General features: G+C 32.9%; 24 protein-coding genes. 20 read left to right on the top strand and 4 right to left on the bottom strand.

All coding sequences use genetic code 11. The features are described 5' to 3' along the window. Positions 1 to 21: 21 nt before the first annotated feature. Both BO51_RS07375 and BO51_RS07370 read left to right on the top strand, forming a co-directional pair. The gene (locus BO51_RS07375; protein WP_463261544.1) at positions 22 to 1,041 is read left to right on the top strand and encodes an SPFH domain-containing protein; all 1,020 of its coding nucleotides are present in this window, start codon (positions 22 to 24) and stop codon (positions 1,039 to 1,041) included. A gap of 1 nt (position 1,042) precedes the next feature. Then, positions 1,043 to 1,219, top strand: a complete 177-nt coding sequence (locus BO51_RS07370; protein WP_496485415.1) for a type II toxin-antitoxin system antitoxin — start codon at positions 1,043 to 1,045, stop codon at positions 1,217 to 1,219. A gap of 18 nt (positions 1,220 to 1,237) precedes the next feature. On the opposite strand, the gene BO51_RS07365 is transcribed toward BO51_RS07370, so the two are convergent. Beyond that, on the bottom strand, positions 1,238 to 2,296 hold the full coding sequence (locus BO51_RS07365; RefSeq protein WP_496485413.1) for an NAD(P)-dependent alcohol dehydrogenase: 1,059 nt from the start codon (positions 2,294 to 2,296) through the stop codon (positions 1,238 to 1,240). A 243-nt stretch (positions 2,297 to 2,539) separates the two neighbouring features. Here BO51_RS07365 and BO51_RS07360 point away from each other — a divergent pair, with 243 nt between their 5' ends. The 3 genes from BO51_RS07360 to BO51_RS07350 are packed head-to-tail and all read left to right on the top strand — an operon-like array spanning position 2,540 to position 3,570. Continuing rightward, complete coding sequence (locus tag BO51_RS07360; protein WP_496485411.1) at positions 2,540 to 2,905, top strand: DUF2089 domain-containing protein; 366 nt, start codon at positions 2,540 to 2,542, stop codon at positions 2,903 to 2,905. A gap of 13 nt (positions 2,906 to 2,918) precedes the next feature. Then, entirely contained in the window at positions 2,919 to 3,287 is a 369-nt protein-coding gene (locus tag BO51_RS07355; protein WP_496485409.1) for an SHOCT-like domain-containing protein, read from the top strand. A gap of 22 nt (positions 3,288 to 3,309) precedes the next feature. Then, positions 3,310 to 3,570 (top strand): hypothetical protein, encoded by a 261-nt coding sequence (locus tag BO51_RS07350; protein ID WP_496485407.1) that lies wholly within the window; start codon positions 3,310 to 3,312, stop codon positions 3,568 to 3,570. A 23-nt stretch (positions 3,571 to 3,593) separates the two neighbouring features. On the opposite strand, the gene BO51_RS07345 is transcribed toward BO51_RS07350, so the two are convergent. Then, positions 3,594 to 4,016, bottom strand: a complete 423-nt coding sequence (locus BO51_RS07345; RefSeq protein ID WP_496485405.1) for an acyl-CoA thioesterase — start codon at positions 4,014 to 4,016, stop codon at positions 3,594 to 3,596. A 71-nt stretch (positions 4,017 to 4,087) separates the two neighbouring features. Further along, positions 4,088 to 4,723 (bottom strand): PHP-associated domain-containing protein, encoded by a 636-nt coding sequence (locus tag BO51_RS07340; RefSeq protein WP_496485403.1) that lies wholly within the window; start codon positions 4,721 to 4,723, stop codon positions 4,088 to 4,090. Between the two features lie 172 nt (positions 4,724 to 4,895). Here BO51_RS07340 and BO51_RS07335 point away from each other — a divergent pair, with 172 nt between their 5' ends. From BO51_RS07335 to BO51_RS07300, 8 genes are all read left to right on the top strand, one after another. Continuing rightward, entirely contained in the window at positions 4,896 to 5,918 is a 1,023-nt protein-coding gene (locus tag BO51_RS07335; RefSeq protein ID WP_496485401.1) for an ABC transporter substrate-binding protein, read from the top strand. A gap of 12 nt (positions 5,919 to 5,930) precedes the next feature. Continuing rightward, positions 5,931 to 7,616: an ABC transporter permease gene (locus BO51_RS07330; protein WP_496485399.1), complete on the top strand. Its 1,686-nt coding sequence runs from the start codon at positions 5,931 to 5,933 to the stop codon at positions 7,614 to 7,616. Next, complete coding sequence (locus BO51_RS07325; RefSeq protein ID WP_496485398.1) at positions 7,600 to 8,529, top strand: ABC transporter ATP-binding protein; 930 nt, start codon at positions 7,600 to 7,602, stop codon at positions 8,527 to 8,529. Before BO51_RS07330 ends, BO51_RS07325 begins: the two co-directional genes overlap by 17 nt. Positions 8,530 to 8,941: 412 nt before the next feature. Continuing rightward, a complete protein-coding gene (locus tag BO51_RS07320; protein ID WP_496485396.1) occupies positions 8,942 to 9,724 on the top strand; it encodes a cobyric acid synthase in 783 nt (260 codons plus the stop codon). Continuing rightward, a complete protein-coding gene (cbiB, locus tag BO51_RS07315; protein ID WP_496485394.1) occupies positions 9,717 to 10,649 on the top strand; it encodes an adenosylcobinamide-phosphate synthase CbiB in 933 nt (310 codons plus the stop codon). The genes BO51_RS07320 and cbiB overlap by 8 nt, the downstream gene beginning before the upstream one ends. A gap of 8 nt (positions 10,650 to 10,657) precedes the next feature. Further along, the gene (locus BO51_RS07310) at positions 10,658 to 11,707 is read left to right on the top strand and encodes a pyridoxal phosphate-dependent aminotransferase (RefSeq protein WP_496485392.1); all 1,050 of its coding nucleotides are present in this window, start codon (positions 10,658 to 10,660) and stop codon (positions 11,705 to 11,707) included. 13 nt (positions 11,708 to 11,720) lie between these two features. Next, entirely contained in the window at positions 11,721 to 11,969 is a 249-nt protein-coding gene (locus BO51_RS07305; protein WP_496485390.1) for a cysteine-rich small domain-containing protein, read from the top strand. 22 nt (positions 11,970 to 11,991) lie between these two features. Beyond that, entirely contained in the window at positions 11,992 to 12,636 is a 645-nt protein-coding gene (locus BO51_RS07300; protein ID WP_496485388.1) for a P-II family nitrogen regulator, read from the top strand. A gap of 3 nt (positions 12,637 to 12,639) precedes the next feature. Here BO51_RS07300 and BO51_RS07295 read toward each other — a convergent pair whose 3' ends face one another. Continuing rightward, the gene (locus tag BO51_RS07295; RefSeq protein ID WP_496485387.1) at positions 12,640 to 13,161 is read right to left on the bottom strand and encodes a helix-turn-helix domain-containing protein; all 522 of its coding nucleotides are present in this window, start codon (positions 13,159 to 13,161) and stop codon (positions 12,640 to 12,642) included. Positions 13,162 to 13,305: 144 nt separating this feature from the next. Here BO51_RS07295 and modA point away from each other — a divergent pair, with 144 nt between their 5' ends. From modA to dmpI, 7 genes are all read left to right on the top strand, one after another. Further along, entirely contained in the window at positions 13,306 to 14,079 is a 774-nt protein-coding gene (modA, locus tag BO51_RS07290; protein ID WP_496485385.1) for a molybdate ABC transporter substrate-binding protein, read from the top strand. Between the two features lie 10 nt (positions 14,080 to 14,089). Further along, the gene (modB, locus tag BO51_RS07285; RefSeq protein WP_496485383.1) at positions 14,090 to 14,761 is read left to right on the top strand and encodes a molybdate ABC transporter permease subunit; all 672 of its coding nucleotides are present in this window, start codon (positions 14,090 to 14,092) and stop codon (positions 14,759 to 14,761) included. Between the two features lie 2 nt (positions 14,762 to 14,763). Then, positions 14,764 to 15,819 carry a sulfate/molybdate ABC transporter ATP-binding protein gene (locus BO51_RS07280; protein WP_496485381.1) on the top strand — a complete coding sequence of 352 codons (1,056 nt, stop codon included), beginning with the start codon at positions 14,764 to 14,766 and terminating at the stop codon, positions 15,817 to 15,819. 64 nt (positions 15,820 to 15,883) lie between these two features. Further along, positions 15,884 to 16,624, top strand: coding sequence for a nitroreductase family protein (locus BO51_RS07275; RefSeq protein ID WP_496485379.1), 741 nt, complete (start codon positions 15,884 to 15,886; stop codon positions 16,622 to 16,624). A gap of 14 nt (positions 16,625 to 16,638) precedes the next feature. Next, entirely contained in the window at positions 16,639 to 17,889 is a 1,251-nt protein-coding gene (gene dsdA, locus BO51_RS07270) for a D-serine ammonia-lyase (protein ID WP_496485378.1), read from the top strand. Positions 17,890 to 17,961: 72 nt separating this feature from the next. Then, positions 17,962 to 19,083 carry a sodium ion-translocating decarboxylase subunit beta gene (locus tag BO51_RS07265; RefSeq protein ID WP_496485376.1) on the top strand — a complete coding sequence of 374 codons (1,122 nt, stop codon included), beginning with the start codon at positions 17,962 to 17,964 and terminating at the stop codon, positions 19,081 to 19,083. Between the two features lie 160 nt (positions 19,084 to 19,243). Beyond that, positions 19,244 to 19,435 carry a 4-oxalocrotonate tautomerase DmpI gene (gene dmpI / locus BO51_RS07260; protein ID WP_496485374.1) on the top strand — a complete coding sequence of 64 codons (192 nt, stop codon included), beginning with the start codon at positions 19,244 to 19,246 and terminating at the stop codon, positions 19,433 to 19,435. Positions 19,436 to 19,644 lie beyond the last annotated feature (209 nt).

Below are 19,644 nucleotides of genomic sequence, written 5' to 3'. Positions count from 1 at the left end.
AATAAGGAGATGTATCTTTTTATGGAAGAAAAAATTCTAAAACCAAAGAACGGAATGGTGGCTTTATTTTCAATTATTGCATTACAGATTTTATCAATATTAGCCATGATTTATGGTGGAAATACTGTAGGGAAAAGCACTGTATTAGGAGTAACTCTAATAATTTTGGGGGCCATAGGTTTTATAGCAGGATGCATTCTATATGCTGGGCTAAAGGTTATAAAACCTCAAGAAGCACTGGTTTTGACTTTATTTGGGAAATACACTGGTACAATAAAAGAAGCTGGATTTTTCTTTGTAAATCCATTTTCAACATCAATAAACCCCGCAGCACAAACTAAGCTAGGACAAAGCGGAGATGTGGATGCAGGCAATAAGGGGAAGGCTAATATAACAATTGATGGAAAGACTTATCCTTTGGGGACAAGTAAAAAGCTCTCTCTAAAAGTTATGACTTTAAACAATAGCAAACAAAAGGTTAACGATGCATTGGGAAACCCTGTAGAGATTGGTGTAGCTGTGATGTGGAGAGTCGTAGATACTGCAAAAGCAGTATTCAATGTAGATAACTATAAAGAATATTTATCCCTACAATGCGATAGCGCAGTTAGAAATATAGTTAAGATATATCCATATGACATAGCCAAAGGGATTGACACAACTGGTGATGGAGAGCCAGATGAAGGAAGCTTGAGAGGTTCAACCGCAATAGTTGCGGAAAGAATTCGTCAAGAAATCCAAAGCAGAGTTGAAGATGCAGGAATTGAAATACTTGAAGCTCGCATAACTTATCTAGCATATGCTCCGGAAATAGCGGCAGTAATGCTTCAAAGGCAACAAGCAAGTGCTATAATCGATGCAAGGAAGATGATAGTTGATGGAGCTGTTGGCATGGTAGAAATGGCTCTTCAGAGATTAAATGAAAATGGCGTAGTAGAATTAGATGAGGAGAGAAAAGCTCAAATGGTATCAAATTTATTAGTAGTATTGTGTGGGAATAAAGATGCTCAGCCAATAGTAAATAGTGGGAGTTTGTATTAGCGTGGATGAAGATAGAAAGAAACAAATACCACTTCGCATATCAAAGAAACTGTATGATGAGATTGCATCGTGGGCTGAAGATGATTTTAGATCTATAAATGGGCAAATAGAGTATCTTTTAAATGAATGCGTAAAGCAAAGGAAAAAAGGTAAATACAAAGACGAAATAAAAGAATAGAGAGTGCTCTCTATTCTTTTATTTTATAAGAACAACTGGTTTAATTAAGTCTTTAGGCTTTTTATACATTAAATCAAATGCTTTATCTAGATTTTCAAATCCTTCAAATCTATGAGTTATCAATTTTGATGGATCAAGTCTTTTTGTCATCACAAGGTTAGCTAGTCTTTCAATTCTCATTCTACCAGCGGGCATAAGGCCTCCAACAATTTTTATATGACCCATTCCAACACCCCAGTCAAGTCTTGGAATTTCGATATAATCTCCACTGCCGAGGTAGTTTATGTTTGCTACTATTCCGCCGGGTTTAACAACCCTTACGGCAGTCTTGAAGGTTTCGACTCCTCCGCCTGCAAGTATTACTTTGTCGACTCCTTTGCCATTTGTAAGTTTCATAACTTGATCTTCTATTGGGCCATCTTTGTAGCTGATTATATCTGTGGCACCATATTCTTTTGCTACTTTTACGCAATTTGGTCTTGTGCCAACTGCTAGTATTCTAGCAGCACCTTTTAATGCTGATCCAGCAACAGCCATTAATCCTACAGGCCCAATACCAACTACGAGTACATCTTCTCCAAACCCAATTTCAGCAAGTTCAGCACCATGTAGTCCTGTTGGCACCATATCGCTCAACATTGCGCCGACTGCTGGATCCATTCCTTCAGGCAATAATGCTAGGTTGGCATCTGCATCATTTACATGGAAATACTCTGCAAACACGCCGTCTTTAATGTTTGAAAACTTCCATCCTCCAAGCATACCGCCAGAATGCATAGCATATCCTCTCTGAGCCTCTAAAGAACTCCAGTCAGGTGTTATTGCAGGCACTAAAACTTTATCGCCAACTTTGAAATCTTTCACAAGCTCTCCGACTTCAACTATTTCGCCTACAGCTTCATGTCCTAAAATCAAATTTTCTCTTTCGCCTAATGCTCCTTCATAAACAGTGTGTATATCTGAAGTACAAGGAGCTAGGGCGATTGGCCTTACGATAGCATCTAGAGGTCCACATACTGGTTTGTCTTTTTCAATCCAACCTACTTCGCCGATTTTTTTCATAGCGAAACCTTTCATAAAAACAACTCCTATCATAATTATATTAGATATTACTATCTTCACTATTATTATAATAAAAAAATTCTCACAATTCAACTATTGTCTACAGTAAATATTACATATAAAATTAAATAAAAATTAAATATATTAATAAATATATATTTTAAAATTAATATATTTAATTTAATGATTAAAAAAATTAATTTATCTGTTGACTTATATTGAATTTATGATATCCTTTAATTAAAGGAAGTGATGCTTTTGGGATATCAAATATTAACTAAATGCCCAGTTTGCAATTCTAAACTAACAGTATCTAAATTGACTTGTAAAAATTGTAATACAGTGATAGAAAACGATTTTGAATTGTCAAAGTTTTCTTATCTAAGCAAAGAACAATTAAATTTTGCAGAAATATTTATTAAATGCAGAGGAAATATAAAAGATGTCGAAAAAGAGTTAAAAATCTCATACCCGACTGTAAGAGCGAAAATTGAAGATTTGGTATCAGCATTAGGCTATACTCCATCTAAAGAAAAAACCATCGATGCAAAAGAGATTATCGACAAACTTGAAAATGGGGAGATAAGCTCAGAAGAAGCTATAAAATTAATAAAAAATAATTAAGGAGATGTTTATTATGAACGAAGAAATTCTAAGAGTCTTGAGGATGGTAGAAGAAGGCAAGATTGACGCAGAGAAAGCTACAGTACTAATTGAAGCACTTAGAATGGGAGAAGAAGATTACTCGCAAACAAATCAAGAGGACAAAAAACTGAAAATTAAAGTAAAATCTGGAGAGGGCGATAATGTTAACATAAATATACCAGTTAAGTTCATTAACTCGCTTGGAAAAGCTATAAAGAAAATACCTAAAATTGAGGGCGTTGAAGGATTAGAAGAAATTGACCTGGAAGAAATTCTAAACGCAGTCTCAAATGGCTTAGAAGGGACTATTGTTGATGTAAAAAGTGATAATGGGGACATTGTGGAAATAGTAGTTGAGTAGATGAATAAGAAGGTGCTTTAAATTGAAAATTCGCATCAAAGATTCAAATGGAAACAAAATAATCTTGCCAATTCCTTTTAAACTACTTATTTTAGGGCTTGATATCACGCCTTATATAATGAAAAAAACTTCTCTGCACATGTCAGATGAGCAACGAGAAGTTTTAGATTGCATAGATTTTAAGATTCTATCAAAAAGTATAAGAGATTTGAAACATTATAAAGGTTTGAAATTATTAGAAGTAACATCTAAAGAAGGGGAAGAGGTTTCAATCACTATATAATAAACACTGCCGGTTGGCAGTGCTTATTTGTTCAAGAGCTTAGCTCTTTCTCTTACATTTAATTCTTCTTTATCGTCGGTATCATCCATTACAATATTATGTGGTGTAGATTTTCCGTTTTCATCGACGAAGACAAAAGTTATAAAACCATCAGAAACAAGTGTATCTGAATCGTTTATCGTTATTTTTCCATACACTGTTATGCTAGATCTTCCAATTTTTGATACATAGGTTTGAATATAAACCACATCACCTTTATTGCCTGGCTTATTAAAGGTAAGTCCATGGATATTAACGCAAACTACATTTTCAGGCCGTTTAGTGATTTTTGCTGCACAAATGAAGCAAGCTTCTACAAACCATTCAGCCATTCTTCCCGCAAATAGCGTACCATGATGATTTAAATCTTCAGACTTAACTAAATGAGCCACATTGATTTTCTCCAAAATAAAACCTCCAATCATAGTCAAATACATTTTAGCATTGATAGGAGATTATTGCTAGATTTTTTTGGAAACTAGAGATAATTTACTATTTCGTAATGATTACCCATATAAACTGCAGGGAAAAATTCTCTTGATTTTATAGCGTCTATAAAATCAATCTCATCTCGTATTTTATCTTTAAAATATGTCGCAAACTTTCCCACATTATCTAACACATGGGCATCGCTTCCGCCTGTCGAAGGGATGTTCAACTCTTTTGCCATGGCAAAACCATATAGGTTATGATAACTAAGAGTACTTCCGTTGAAAGATTCTATTGCTGAAAGTTTATTTGATATATTCCTTATGAAGCTACCCAAACCTCTATTGTTATTTCTGAATGGATGAGCGCTTATTCCAACACCATTTTTATAATTTACATAATCCAATAATTCATCTGCATCTATTTTAGAATCTTCAATATGCAATGGCTCATCTACAAAAACTAATACATCGCCTTGCCTTGTTAGTATTTCTGCTCCAGCAATCACAGTAATTCCATATTTTTCTTTATAGAAATTAACTTCATTTCTTATGAAATTGTTGTCGTGGTTTGTGATGCAGACTCCGTCAAGCCCCATTTCTTTGGCTTTCGTCAGTATATCATCTAAAGAAATATGACTGTCATTGGAGTATTTCATCTCGTGTATATGCAAGTCTATAAGCATTATATAACCTCCAAATTTGTACTAGTAGAAATATATCATAATTTGACACAAACAATGAATTGAATAAATCAATATAAAACCTTTCAATCATAGAAAAAATCAATATAAGTTTTATTATAACTTTCTCTATGCTAATATATCTAGGGTTAAAGAATAAAAGGGGGAATTGGAATTGAAAAAATTTATATCAATGCTTGTTGCATCATTAATGCTTTTAAGTTTAGCTTCTTGTAGCAATGGTACTAATAGCAGCAGTATTGACAATGCGAATCAGAAAAAAACTTTAAAAATCGTAGCGGCGATAGGAAACAAGGAAGACATCTTCAAACAATTTCAAAATGATACCGGTATAGAAGTGGAGTTTTTAGACATATCATCAGGAGAGGTTTTGTCAAGAGCGCTAGCACAAAAGGGAACTCCCGTTGCAGATGTTTGGTTTGGTGGTGGAGCTGATGGGTTCATGGCTGCAGCTAAAGAAGACTTACTTGAAAGCTATGTATCGGAAGAAGCGAAAAATATTAGCGATAAATACAAAGATAAAGACGGATATTGGACTGGAATGTCAATAGTTACAACTGGTTTTGTAGTTAACAATGATGTAATAGAAGAAAAAAATCTTCCAATGCCTACAAAATGGACTGATTTGACAAATCCTATATACAAAGATGAAATTTTAATGCCAAACCCAAATATTTCTGGAACAAGTTATTGCATAATATCATCTTTGATTCAAGAATGGGGAGAAGAAAAAGCTTGGGAATATTTAGAAGAGCTAGATAAAAATATACCATATTATCCACAAAGAGGCGGAGAACCACCACAAAAAGTTTTAGCAGGAGAAGTCGCAATAGCTATTTCACCATTAGATGGTGAGCAAATAGCTCAAGGAGAAGGACTAAATGTAACAAATGTCTTTCCAGAAGATGGCATTCCATGGACTGTTGCACCCGTAGCAATATTTAAAGGGGCCGAAAATATGGATGCTGCAAAAGAATTTGTAGATTGGGTTCTTTCAAAATCAGGGCAAGAAACAATAGCAAAATTCTGCCCACGAATCCCAGTAAGAGAAGATATTGAGATTCCTGAAGTTTTAAAAGATGTTGATTTAAACAAATTGCTTGACGTGGACATGTTTAAAGCGGGAGAAGATAGAGATAATATTCTTGGTATTTGGAATGAGAAAATAGCAAAATAGGCGAGGGATATTATGAACAAAAGTTTAGCGAGGGTATCTAATTCAGATACCCTTCTTTCTAAAATAAAAGAAAATTTGATATTTATAATCATTTACGCTTTAATTTTTTTGTTTATTTTATGGCCTATAATAGCGGTAGTATTTAATAGCATTTATGTTGATGGAAAATTTACTTTAGATGCTTATTCAGACCTTACTTTTAAAAGTACAAAACTGCTATATAATAGTTTTATTGTTGCTTTTTCTTCTGCAACAATAGCAGTTGTTATATCTACAATAATAGCTATCTATGTAACTCTCACAAAGGGGCATCTTAAGAAATTTATTATGGTCATTCTCTTAGTAAGTATGATTTCACCTCCATACGTGGATTCACTCTCATTTATAATATTGTTTGGCAAAAGAGGGCTTATAACACATAAATTATTGGGCTTAAATATAAATCCTTACGGATTTATGGGAATTGTCATCATGGAGACTCTTGCACATATACCTAGAGCAACATTATTCACAATAATGGCTATGGAATCTATCGATAAAAATATAATTCACGCATCTAGAGATTTAGGGAGTGATGAATTAAGCCTTTTGAGATCAATAATACTTCCAATGTCGAAGCACGGTATGTTATCTGCATTTTTCATTAGCTTCGTGACTAGCCTATCCGATTTTGGTACACCGATAGTAATAGGAGGAGGATTTAATGTACTTGCCACTGAAGCATATTTAAATATTACTGGTGTGAGCAATATACCATTAGCTTCTGCAATGAGTATTTATTTGCTAGTTCCATCTCTGGTATTTTTCCTTATATATAGAAAACAAATGGCAAAGGATCAGGTATTTTCGTATCAAGCTACAAATCTATTAGAGCAGGAAGAGGAAGACTATTTAAATTTACCTAATGGAATTAAATATGTAATTAAGTTAGTCACATATTTTTTTATGCTGGTTGTCGTAGTGAAATATTTGACTATATTTTCAGGTAGTTTTATATCATTTAACGGTGGAAATGTAAGTTTTACATTGAAGTATTTCGATAAAATAGATTCTGCAAAACTGAGCAGCTTTAAAAGAAGCATACAGTATTCTTTTGTAAGTGGTATTGCTGGAAGTGTTATAGGAATATTGCTAGCATACGGCATTAATCGAAATAAGATACCGGGGAAAAATTTTATAGATTTTGTGGCTACATTGCCATATATGATGCCCGGAACATTGTTTGGAATTGCATATATTTTAGCTTTTAAAAATCCACCGCTATTATTGATAGGAACTAGTGCAATAGTCATATTAAACTGCATATTTAAACAAATTCCAATAAGTTCAAAAGCGGGGGCTCAAGCATTGAGTAAGATAAATCCAGAGATTGAAAATGCGGCAAAAGATTGTGGGGCGAGTAATTTTCATTTGCTCAAAGATATAGTATTGCCACTCTTAACATCAGCTTTTATCACGAGCTTTATAAATATTTTTTCTTCTACTATGGTTACAATTGGCGCTTTGATATTTCTAGTTTCTCCGGGGAAAGATGTTGCTACAGTTCAACTTTTTTCTGCAATAAAAGAAGGCAATCTGGGAGTGGGATGTATTTTAGCAAACATGATAATTTTGACAACAATATTCGTGAATCTGTCAATGTCAACATTATTAAAAGGCAAGTTCAGAAGAGGTGAAGCCGATGTTTATAGAGATTAATAATTTAAAAAAGAGTTACAAAGATAAATTAGTAGTGGAAAACTTCACACTGGGCATAGAAAAGGGAGAATTTGTAACAATTCTAGGAGCAAGTGGATGTGGTAAAACTACAACTTTAAAAATGATAGGTGGATTTTTAAAGCCTGATGGTGGAAATATCATAATAGATGGGAAAGATATAACAAATGTAGCTGCAAATTTAAGGCCAACTGCAACTGTATTCCAAAACTATGCATTGTTTCCGAATATGAATGTAATAGACAATGTAAGTTATGGTCTAAAATTTAAAAAAATAAAAAAATCAGAAGCTAGGAAAATGGCGGAAGAAATGTTAGACACAATCGGATTAAAAGAACATGCTTATTCTGATATCAATAAACTAAGTGGTGGGCAAATGCAAAGGGTTGCGTTAGCTAGAGCATTGATATTAAACCCTAAAGTTCTACTTCTGGATGAACCCTTTTCCAATTTAGATGCTAAGTTAAGAGTAAAAATGAGAGAAGAGATAAAGCAAATCCAGCATAAATTTGGGATTACAATGATATTTGTAACTCATGATCAAGAGGAAGCGTTGAGTATTTCTGACAGAGTGGTCATAATGAATGAAGGTAGAATTGAACAGATTGGAAAGCCAGAGGAAGTGTATAAAAACCCTAAGACATTATTTGTTGCAGATTTTATCGGTAGGATAAACATAATTGAGATGAATGGAGAAAAACGCATGATAAGGCCTGAGAACATAAGCATAGATAGACAAAGAGGAGACTTTGAGGGTCAGATTTATGATAAACAATTTAAAGGAGTTTACATTACTTATTTCATAAATTCTAAATATGGAACATTACAAGTGGACACTCTAAATAGTGATATATACGAAATAGGAGAGAAAGTTTATTGCACCATAAAAAATTAAGTGTTTATAACATCTTCATAATGTAGCATGGATTTACTGTACTTATTTGATTAATTTTAAGTTTTAAACTATCGGATAAGTACATTTGTATTATTTTGGAGGTATTTTTTACTACACTAAAAGAAGCAATTTATAAAGCCTCTAATTACAGAATTGGCAATAGTCTTAGATTTCACATCGACTCCCATTGACAATATAATGATATTTGAATTTTCGATAGTGATAGTTTTAGTTCCGTTGGTAAAACTGTGGCATATTTTATTCTGCAGATATATAATGAATATATAAGGGTATTTATTGGTGTTAAAAAATTACAAAAAATAAATTTTTACAAAGCAGGTGTTAAAGTGACGAGCATAATGATACAGGGAACTGCTTCTTCAGTGGGAAAAGCATAATATGTACAGGTTTATTGAGAATATTTAAACAAGATGGATACAAAGTATATCCATTTAAGTCACAAAATATGTCAAACAAATATACTATTACAAAAGATGGTTTAAAAATAAGCACTGCGCAAAATCTTCAAGCGATTGCTGCTAGGGTTAATCCAAATCCAAAAATGAACCCTATATTGCTTATTCCCAACTCAGATAGCGGCTCAAGAGTTGTAATAAAAGGAGAAGATGTAGTAGATTTAGAAGCAACTGAGTACTTTAAGCATAAGAAAGACTTGCGTAAAATGGTGTTAGAGGTTTTTAAAGAGATAGAAAATGATAACGACTTAGTTGTTATTGAAGGGGCTGGCTCACCGGCTGAAATAAATTTAAACGAGGATGATTTTGTAAATATGGGTCTTGCTGAAATGACCAATTCTCCAGTTATACTTGTAGCGGATATAGATAAAGGCGGAGTTTTTGCATCCATATATGGCACTGTAATGCTTCTAGATGAATTTCAAAGAAAGAGAATTAAAGGCATATTGATAAATAAATTCAGGGGAGATATTGATCTTTTAAAACCTGGACTTAAAATGATTGAAGAACTGGTTAATATACCGGTGATTGGAGTCGTGCCATATACTCATCTCGAACTTGAAGATGAGGATAGCTTGATAGAATATGATAAGAAGTGCAATGTAATGAAACAAGATGCCGAGGAAATAGATTTAGAGATAGACAGATTGGCTCAGATATTAAGAGACAATATTGATTTGGACTATATTTATAAAATTTTGGGGATTAGAAATGCTTGATATACTTATTGCTGTCATACTGGATTATTTAATTGGAGATCCGCCATATTCTTTGCACCCTGTAAGGCTCATGGGGAAATTGATAAACTCTGAAGAAAAGCTAATAAGGAGAAAAGTAAGCAGTTCAAATGGACTAAAAATTTCCGGATTTGTTGTAGTAGTTTTCAATTTATTGATAGGTTTTTTCATACCGTATTACTTTCTCAAGATTACTAGCAATTTTCCATTAATTTATAGACTAATCAATATTTATTTGATTTATAGTGCTATAGCTGGCAGATGCCTAAGCGATGAGGCGAAAAAAATATACGAAGCACTGAATAGGAGCTTAGAAGAAGCAAGATACAGACTGTCGTTTATAGTTGGAAGAGATACTCAAAATTTAAATGAGCATGAGATCTTAAGAGCTACTGTTGAGACAGTTGCAGAAAATACTTCTGATGGAGTTGTGGCTCCGCTTTTTTACATCATGCTTTTTGGGGCTCCTTTGGGAATGGTTTACAAGTTTGTCAATACAATGGATTCTATGCTCGGGTATAAGAATGAAAAATACAGAGATTTGGGATTTTTTCCTGCTAAAACAGATGATGTATTTAATTTTATACCAGCTAGGCTTTCTGGCATATTAATGTGTATAAGTTCAATTGGCAAATATGATGTAAAAAGAGGCATTAAAGTAATGATTAGGGATAGAAAAAATCACAAAAGCCCAAATTGTGCATATCCTGAAGGTGCTGTAGCTGGCTTATTGGGAATTCAATTAGGCGGTAGCAATTTTTACAATGGGGAGCTTGTTGTGAAACCAACAATTGGCGATAATGATAGGGCAATTTCCAAAGAGGACATCCTATCAACAATAGACATTTTATACATGACTTTAGGGCTACATCTTATACTGTATTATTTTCTTAAATTGTCAATGTAGGTGATAAAATGGAACATGGTGCTGATATTGAAACATTTCAAGGATTTTCAAAGGGAAAATTAATCGACTTTAGCAGTAATATAAACCCTTTAGGCATTCCTTCGCACATAGTGGATGAAATAAATGATAGTGTAGGAAAACTGAATAAATATCCTGATATTAAATACAGGAAATTAAAAAAGGATGTGGCATCTTACTTAGATTGCGATATGGAAAATGTGATTGTAGGAAATGGTGCAGTTGAAATAATTGACAGCTTTACAATGATAGCGAATAGAGTTGTTGTTTTTATACCTTCGTTTTCTGAATACGAAAAAAGAGCAAGAATTCACAATAAAGAGATAATCAGATTAAATTTTGATAATAATTTTAAAATCAATGTAGAAACTATAGCTAGCATAATACAGCCAAATGATTTGCTTATTTTAGGAAATCCCAACAATCCAACAGGACTTAGAATAGATCAAAATATTGTAATCTCTATCTACGATATAGTTAGAAAAAACAGTGCAACTCTGTTGCTTGATGAAGCATTTTTTGAGTTTTGCCCTGTAGACTATGACAGCATAGAATTATTTAAACAGAATAATTTTGATAATATTTGTATAATAAGAGCAGCCACTAAATTTTTTGCTTTACCCGGCTTGAGATTAGGATACGGATGTAGCTCTATAGAATTAGTTGAAAAAATCAATTCTATTATGATGCCTTGGAGTGTAAATGGGATGGCGGAATCGATAGCCAAGTACTTGTTTACAGACGAAAAATACATTGTAGATAGTAAAACATACATAAAAAACGAAAGAGAATTTCTTTTGAAAGAATTAAGAAAACTTTCGAACATAGTTGTATATGATACAGATGCAAACTTCATTTTGATAAAACTTTTAAATAAAGATGAAGACTATGCATTGCATTTCTTCTTAGATAGAGGAGTTTTAATAAGGACTTGCTCGAGCTTTAAAAGCCTTGGCAAAGATCATATAAGAATAGCCATAAAAAGTCATTACGAAAATATTGCTGTTGTGAATATATTTAAAGAACTTAATAAATTATAATTTGGGGGTAAAAATGGAAAATTCATTTAGATTTTATTCAAATAAAGCATGTGAGTACTTCCCATGCCATAAAGTAGATAATGCTGATGAGTTCAATTGCATGTTTTGCTATTGTCCTTTGTACTTATTAGATGAATGCGGAGGAAATTACATAATAAACAGAGGAGTTAAGGACTGCTCTAACTGTTTAATCCCGCATAAAGTAGCAGGATATGATTATATAAATAATAAGTTGATAGAGACAGTATATTCACATAAATGATGGTGTGTAAGGAGTGAAACTAATGGATTCTAAAAATTATAACCTAGCTTGTGTAGTCACTAATTATGGCATGGGATCAAAAATAGCTAAGCATTTAAAGAATTATGGAGTTAAAGGAACATACATAATGATTGGAAAAGGCAGTGTAGATGCTAAGATATTAGCTTTTTTAGGGATATCAGATATTAGAAAAGAAATATTGTGTATGTTAGTTCCTGAGAAGTATACCTCGGATATGCTACAATTCTTAGTAAAAGAATACAATTTCGATAAGCCAAACCATGGCATAGCATTTGTGAAACCAATTTTGGAGATGGTTGACATAAAAGAGAAAACATCACTGGAAATTGAAGAAATTCAAAGTGGAGGAGATTTTATGTATCAAGTTATTACAGCGATAGTAGAAAAGGGTAAGGCAGAAGATGTTATAAATATGGCTAAGCTTGGAGGTGCGACTGGAGCTACAATAATAAATGCAAGAGGTGCAGGTGAAAAAGAAACTAGTAGAGTTTTTTCCATAGAGATAGAACCTGAAAAAGAGATAGTGATGATAATCAGCAAAACAGAGATGACAAAAAAAATAGTTGATTCAATAAAGAATGGTTTAGACGAAAAAGGAATACTCCTTGTACAAGATGTAAAATATGTGTATGGGCTCTACGAATAGAGCCTATTTGTATACATAGACTGACATTGCTTTAAACATAGTGTAAACCTCATCACCTATTGAGAGATTTAAAACATCTAAAGATTTTTTTGTAATCAAAGATTTTAGCGGAATGCCAATGTCAACAGTCACCAATATATTGTTGTTATCACTTTTTATATCGTTCACAATACCCTTGTGAACATTCCTTGCGCTTGATAAAAAATTGCCTTTGCTTAAGATTATATTTTCTGGCTTTATGGATATCTTTACTTTGTCGGTTAGATTAGTTTCTACAGCAATTTTCAAGTCGTTGATTTTGGCAAAAGTAGAATCATCTGTCTTTTCTATATAGGCTTCAAATATATTATCATATCCACTAGTTTTTTGTAGATAATTGTCAAATTGAGTTTGACTTATTCTAAGATATCTACCTATCTTATGAGCATTGATATCTCCTCTTTTTATCATTTCATAGACTGTTCCTTTAGTCAACTTCAACTTATTAGCAATTTCTTCTGGTGTGTACAATACATCTTCAATCATCTCATTCACCAACCTTTTAATTATTTTAACATAGATTATAGGTAATACAAATACTTTAATAAAATCTCTAATGATGTTATAATGGGTTTAATTATGTTTAGTTAGGTTTAGTTAGTTATAAATAATTTCACTAGGAGGGAAGGAATGAAAAAATTTATCTCAGTTTTTTTACTTATTAGCATTTCTTTATTTGTCTTATCAGGTTGCTCATCAGAGGAAAAGCAAGATGCAAAAATCACAATTGCAGCAGCAGCGAGCTTGAAAAATGTATTTGATGAAAAACTAATTCCTGAATTTGAAAAAGAGAACCAGAATATAATCGTTGAAGCTACTTATGACAGTTCTGGGAAACTTCAACAACAGATAAAAGAAGGTTCTCCAATAGATGTGTTTGTATCGGCAGCCACAAAACAGATGGATGAATTAAATGAAGAAGGATACATTCTAAAAGACTCAATAAAAGAGTTGTTGGAAAATAAAATTGTAGTTATAATTCCAAAAGATAGCGACATATCGATAGTAAATTTTGAGGATTTACTTAAGGCAAATAAAATAGCGATAGGAGATCCAGCTAGTGTCCCAGCAGGACAATATGCGAAGGAATTACTCACAAACTTAAATCTATGGGATAAAGTACAAGAGAAGTTAAGCTTAGGGACAAATGTTTCGGAAGTATTGAATTGGGTTAAGGAAAGAAGCGCTGATGTTGGAATAGTATATTCTACTGATGCATATTCTGCAGACGAGGTAGAGATAGTTTTAGAAGCAGACGAAAACATGGTCAGCAAAGTTATATATCCTGTTGGCATTGTTAAAAGCTCAGAGAACATAGAAAGTGCAAAGAAATTTGTCGAGTTTTTAAACTCGGAAAAAGCATATGAAATTTTTAGTGAATATGGTTTCACACCAATAAAATAGGAGAAACAGAATGGAGATTTCACCGATATTGATATCTTTAAAGACAGCTACAGTTGCTACATTTTTTACATTTATATTTGGCATCTTTGCGGCTAAGTTGGTCTTGGACATAAAGAGCGAAAGAATTAAGGCGATCTTAGATACTGTATTTACAATACCCTTGGTACTTCCTCCCACAGTAGTAGGATTTTTATTGCTCTTGATATTTGGATTAAAAAGGCCTATTGGTAGATTTTTACTTGAATTTATGGGAATTAGAATCGTATTTTCATGGAAAGCAACTGTAATAGCTGCTATAGTCATAGCTTTTCCACTAATGTATAGGACAGCAAGAGGTGCATTTGAACAAGTTGATGAAAGCTTAATAATGGCAGCTAGAACTCTTGGAATGTCAGAAAAGAAGATATTTTTCAAGATTTTTTTACCTTTGGCATCACCGGGAATTTTGGGCGGTGCCATTCTGTCTTTTGCAAGGGCATTAGGAGAATTTGGGGCTACTGCAATGATTGCAGGCAATATTGAAAACAAAACTCGCACATTGCCCCTTGCAATATATTCAGAGGTGTCTGCAGGAAATATGAAGCAAGCAACATATTATGTTGTGGTTGTCTTAGCAATATCATTTATAGTAATGCTGTTGATGAATTATTTCGCAAGAAAACAAATAGTAAAGGACAAGTAAATATGGGTTTAGAAGTAGATATAAGAAAAAAAGTAAAAGGGTTTTCTCTTGACATTAGTTTTAAAAACCAAGGACTGCACCTAGGTATTTTTGGAGCATCTGGAAGTGGGAAAAGCATGACATTAAAGTGCATTGCAGGAATAATTGATCCTGATGAGGGGAGAATTGTTCTTAATGACAAAATTTTGTTTGATTCTGAGAAAAATATAAACATCAAACCTCAAAAGAGAAATATCGGCTATCTATTTCAAAATTATGCATTGTTTCCACATCTAACTGTAGAGGATAATATAACAATATCTTTAAATGGGAAAAAAGAAGATACAAGACCTAAATTGGAAGAGATGATCAAGCTATTCAAATTAGAGGGATTAGAAAGGAAATACCCAAAGCAACTTTCTGGAGGCCAACAGCAAAGAGTGGCTTTAGCGAGAGCAATAATCAAGAATCCAGATATTTTAATATTAGACGAACCATTTTCTGCACTAGATTCTCACTTGAAGGAAAGTTTAGAAGTAGAATTATTTGAATTGTTGAAGACATACAACAAAGAGGTTGTGCTGGTAACTCACAATAGAGAAGAGGTCTACAAGTTTTGTGATTATATGATTTTCATAGATGAAGGAAAATCAATAATTAATGAGAATACTAAAGAGATATTCAATGAGCCTAAATATTATAAAGTATCAAAATTATTGGGCTACCACAATATTTCCGAAATTCAATATCTGACAAACAACACTATAAAAGCAACTAGATGGGGAATTTCATATAAGATTGATGCTCTATTAAACAATGAATTTACATTTATTGCTCTAAAAGACAATTTATTAGCATTAAACAATAGTTCGGTTTCAAATGGAGAAATAGTTGTAGAAGTAGCAGTATTAGATATTATAGAATCTATAAATAGCTTTGATTTATTAGTAAAAAATGTATCTTACATGCAAGGGGATTCCATATCTTTAAAAGTTGACAAAAAGACTTTTGAAGCTATAAATTTAAAAGATAATTTATTCTTACATATAGATAATGAAGCTTTAGTGTACTTAAGATAAATAATTGATGTATATGATATCCTAGTATTATATAATTGATATATATGATGCTAGGGGTGATATTTTGAACGAAGTAATAAAATTAATAAAGGAAAGAAAATCTGTAAGGTTATTTGAGGACAAACTAATTTCAGATGATATAAAATCCGAGATTATAAATGCAGCTTTTGAAGCACCAACTGCTGGCAATATGATGTTCTACTCTATTGTAGATGTAACAGATTATGAAATAAAGGAAAGACTTTCAAAACTATGCGACAATCAGATGTTCATTGCAAAAGCACCAATGGTTTTAGTATTTGTTGCAGATTATCAAAAATGGTACGACATATATAAATACAATGGCATAGATGCAAGAAATCCGCAAGAAGGAGATTTATTGCTTGCTGTTCAAGATGCAGTAATAGCTGCACAAAACACTGTTTTAGCAGCACAGTCTTTTGGAATTGGCTCTTGTTATATAGGGGACATATTGGAAAATTACGAAGAAGTAACCAAACTATTAAAATTGCCACAGTATACTTTGCCAATAAGCATGTTGATTTATGGGTACCCAACAAAAAAGCAAATTGATAGAAAAAAGCCTCATAGATTTGAGAAAGAGTACATGGTATTTGAGAATAAATACAACAGATTAGGGAAAGACAAACTAATGGAAATGATACAAACAAGAAATGAGAAAGAAAATTTATCAAAAGACGAAGCCGAATCCATCAACGCGTTGCATAAAAGAAAATATGATTCTGATTTTGCTAAAGAGATGAATAGGTCTGTCAAAAGATATTTAGATAATTTTAGAGGATAAAACGGAGGTGCAATATGGACTTAATAGAAAACCTTAGAGCGATGAATGAGGTATTGTGGGTAAATCCTGACTATGAACCTTTTGAGAAAGTATATCCTCATTTGGAAATCAAAAAAGAAGATGTGATCGGCGCAAAAGAAAGATTCAAGAGATTTGAGCCTTTTATAAAAAAAGCATTCAACCTTGACAGCGGGATTATTGAATCTAAGATAGACGAGATTGACGATTATAAAATATGGTATGAAAATGAAACAGGGGAAAAAATACAAGGGAAAATTCTTTTAAAACGAGATGATTTACTGCCGATCGCAGGATCGATAAAGGGCAGAGGAGGAGTGTATGAGATTTTAAAAATAGCAGAGAATATAGCAGTACAACAAGGAATTCTAAATATAGAGAATGATTATTCTATTCTCTTAGAAGAAAGATTTAAAGACTTTTTTAACCAATTTACTATTCAAGTAGGAAGTACTGGAAACTTAGGTTTAAGCATTGGAATGATAAGTTCTAGATTGGGATTTAATGTAATAGTACATATGTCAATAGATGCTAAACAATGGAAGAAAGATATGCTAAGAGCAAATGGCGTAAAGGTAATTGAATATGAAGATGATTATTCAAAAGCTGTTGAAATGGGAAGAATGGAATCGGGAAAAGACCCCAACAGTTTCTTTATAGACGATGAAAATTCAAAGGATTTGTTCTTAGGATATGCAGTTGGTGGATTGAATGTGAAAGAACAATTAGAAGAAATGGGGATTGAGCCTAATGAAACGCATCCACTTGTCGTTTTTTTACCTTGCGGGGTAGGAGGAGGCCCTGGTGGTGTATTGTATGGGCTAAAGCTAGCTTATAATGATTTAGTTCATTGTTATTTTGCAGAGCCAACACATTCTCCGAGTATGTTATTGGGGTTGGCAACAAAAAAGCACAATGAGATTTCTGTGCTGGATATTGGATTAGACAACAAGACTTGTGCAGATGGACTTGCAGTAGGCAGACCATCTGGCTTTGTTGGTAAATTTATGGAGAAAATGATACATGGATGTTTTACTGTAAGTGATGAGAAATTATTTTATTACTTACGAGGGTTATATAATTCAGAGAATATATTTATTGAACCATCATCATTAGCAGGATTTAATGGCATATCATTTACAAAGGATTTGTACAGTGGAAAATCTCCGTATTATATGATGTGGGCAACAGGAGGTAGTCTTGTTCCTGAAATCGAGAGAAAAAAATTTTTGCAAATGTTTGCTTAAATTTACTTTATATAATGAATGCTTTGTGTTAAATTAAAATAGGTAAATTTAATTAAACAAGGGGGACACCAAATGGAACAATTACTTCTGGGATTGACGTCAATAACACCAAAACACGTAATCATGTACATAATATCCGGAACTCTTATTTTCTATGCAATCCACAAAAAATACGAGCCAACTTTATTATTGCCATTAGGATTTGGAGCATTGCTTGTAAACATACCATTTTCTTCGGCAATAGATCAGATAAGTGGCGGAATATTGCAAAGAGGAGCATTGAGTATTTTATTCGATGCAGGAATAGCAACCGAATTATTTCCCCTATTCATTTTTATTGCAGTAGGAGCTATGATCGATTTCACGCCTTTACTTCAAAATCCAATTATGTTATTTTTTGGGGGAGCAGCACAGTTTGGTATATTTTTTACTATGTGTCTAGCGACGTTCTTTGGATTTGACTTAAAAGAGGCAGCATCAATTGGAATAATTGGAGCAGCAGATGGTCCAACATCCATATTTGTCGCGACACGATTTGCTAAAAATCTATTAGGGCCAATTTCGGTGGCCGCTTATTCGTATATGGCTTTAGTGCCAATCATCCAACCACCTGTCATAAAAGCACTTACGACTAAAGAAGAGCGAAGAATAAAAATGGAGTATAAACCTCAGGGGGTATCAAAAACTGTAAGAATATTATTTCCAATTATTGTAACTTTTATTTCAGGAATTATTGCACCATCAAGCGTTTCGCTAATAGGCTTTTTAATGTTTGGAAATCTAATTAGGGAATGTGGTGTAATGGATAGTCTTTCGAAATCCGCTCAGAATGAATTAGCTAATTTGGTCACTATATTTTTAGGGATAACTATTGGCTCTACAATGGTAGCTGAGCAATTTTTAAAACCACAGACTCTCATGATTATTGCTATGGGACTAATTGCATTTGTATTTGACACTGCCGGGGGAGTCATATTTGCAAAAATAATGAATATTTTCTTGAAGAAAAAAATCAACCCTATGATCGGGGCAGCTGGAATATCAGCTTTTCCAATGTCTGCTAGGGTAATCCATAAGATGGGACAAAAAGAAGATCCATCGAACTTTTTATTGATGCATGCAGTAGGTGCCAATGTCGCTGGTCAAATTGGTTCAGTTATAGCAGGCGGACTTATTCTAGCATTGTTAAGTTAGGAGTTGATGATATGAACGATTTATTTATAGAAGCACTTAAAGTTTCAGGATATGGAATACTAGGAATATTTGTTACTATTTCAATATTTTTTATAATGATTAAACTTTTGCTAAAGGCTTTTTCATAATTAATTGAATTTTTTTGAAAGAAGGTGAGTTTATGCCATTTATACAGTTCGATGGCGGGCAAATGACAAGGGAGCAAAAGATGGAATTGGCAAAGCGATTAACTGATGTATCACATGAAGTATTAGGCATCCCAGTAGAAGCATTTTCAGTTTTGATAAGGGAAAACAGCATGGACAACATAGCAACAGGCGGACAGTTATTGTCTGAAAAACACAAAAAATAATTTTGTAGTTGATTTTTGTAACAATATATTATACATTTATGTTAGTAGGTGTGTTACTGATTTTTCAGGCATAAACCTTATGTTTATACATATGGTTTATGCCTTTTTACAATTAAAAGCAATCTGGTAATATGTCAAGGGATGTTTTTTAAAGGAAACAAAAGAAAAGATAAAAAAAGCATAACTTTAACAGAACCTACTATTTTCAA

The organism is Soehngenia saccharolytica DSM 12858, from assembly GCF_059568515.1.
This window is presented reverse-complemented; position numbering and strand designations above follow the sequence as displayed.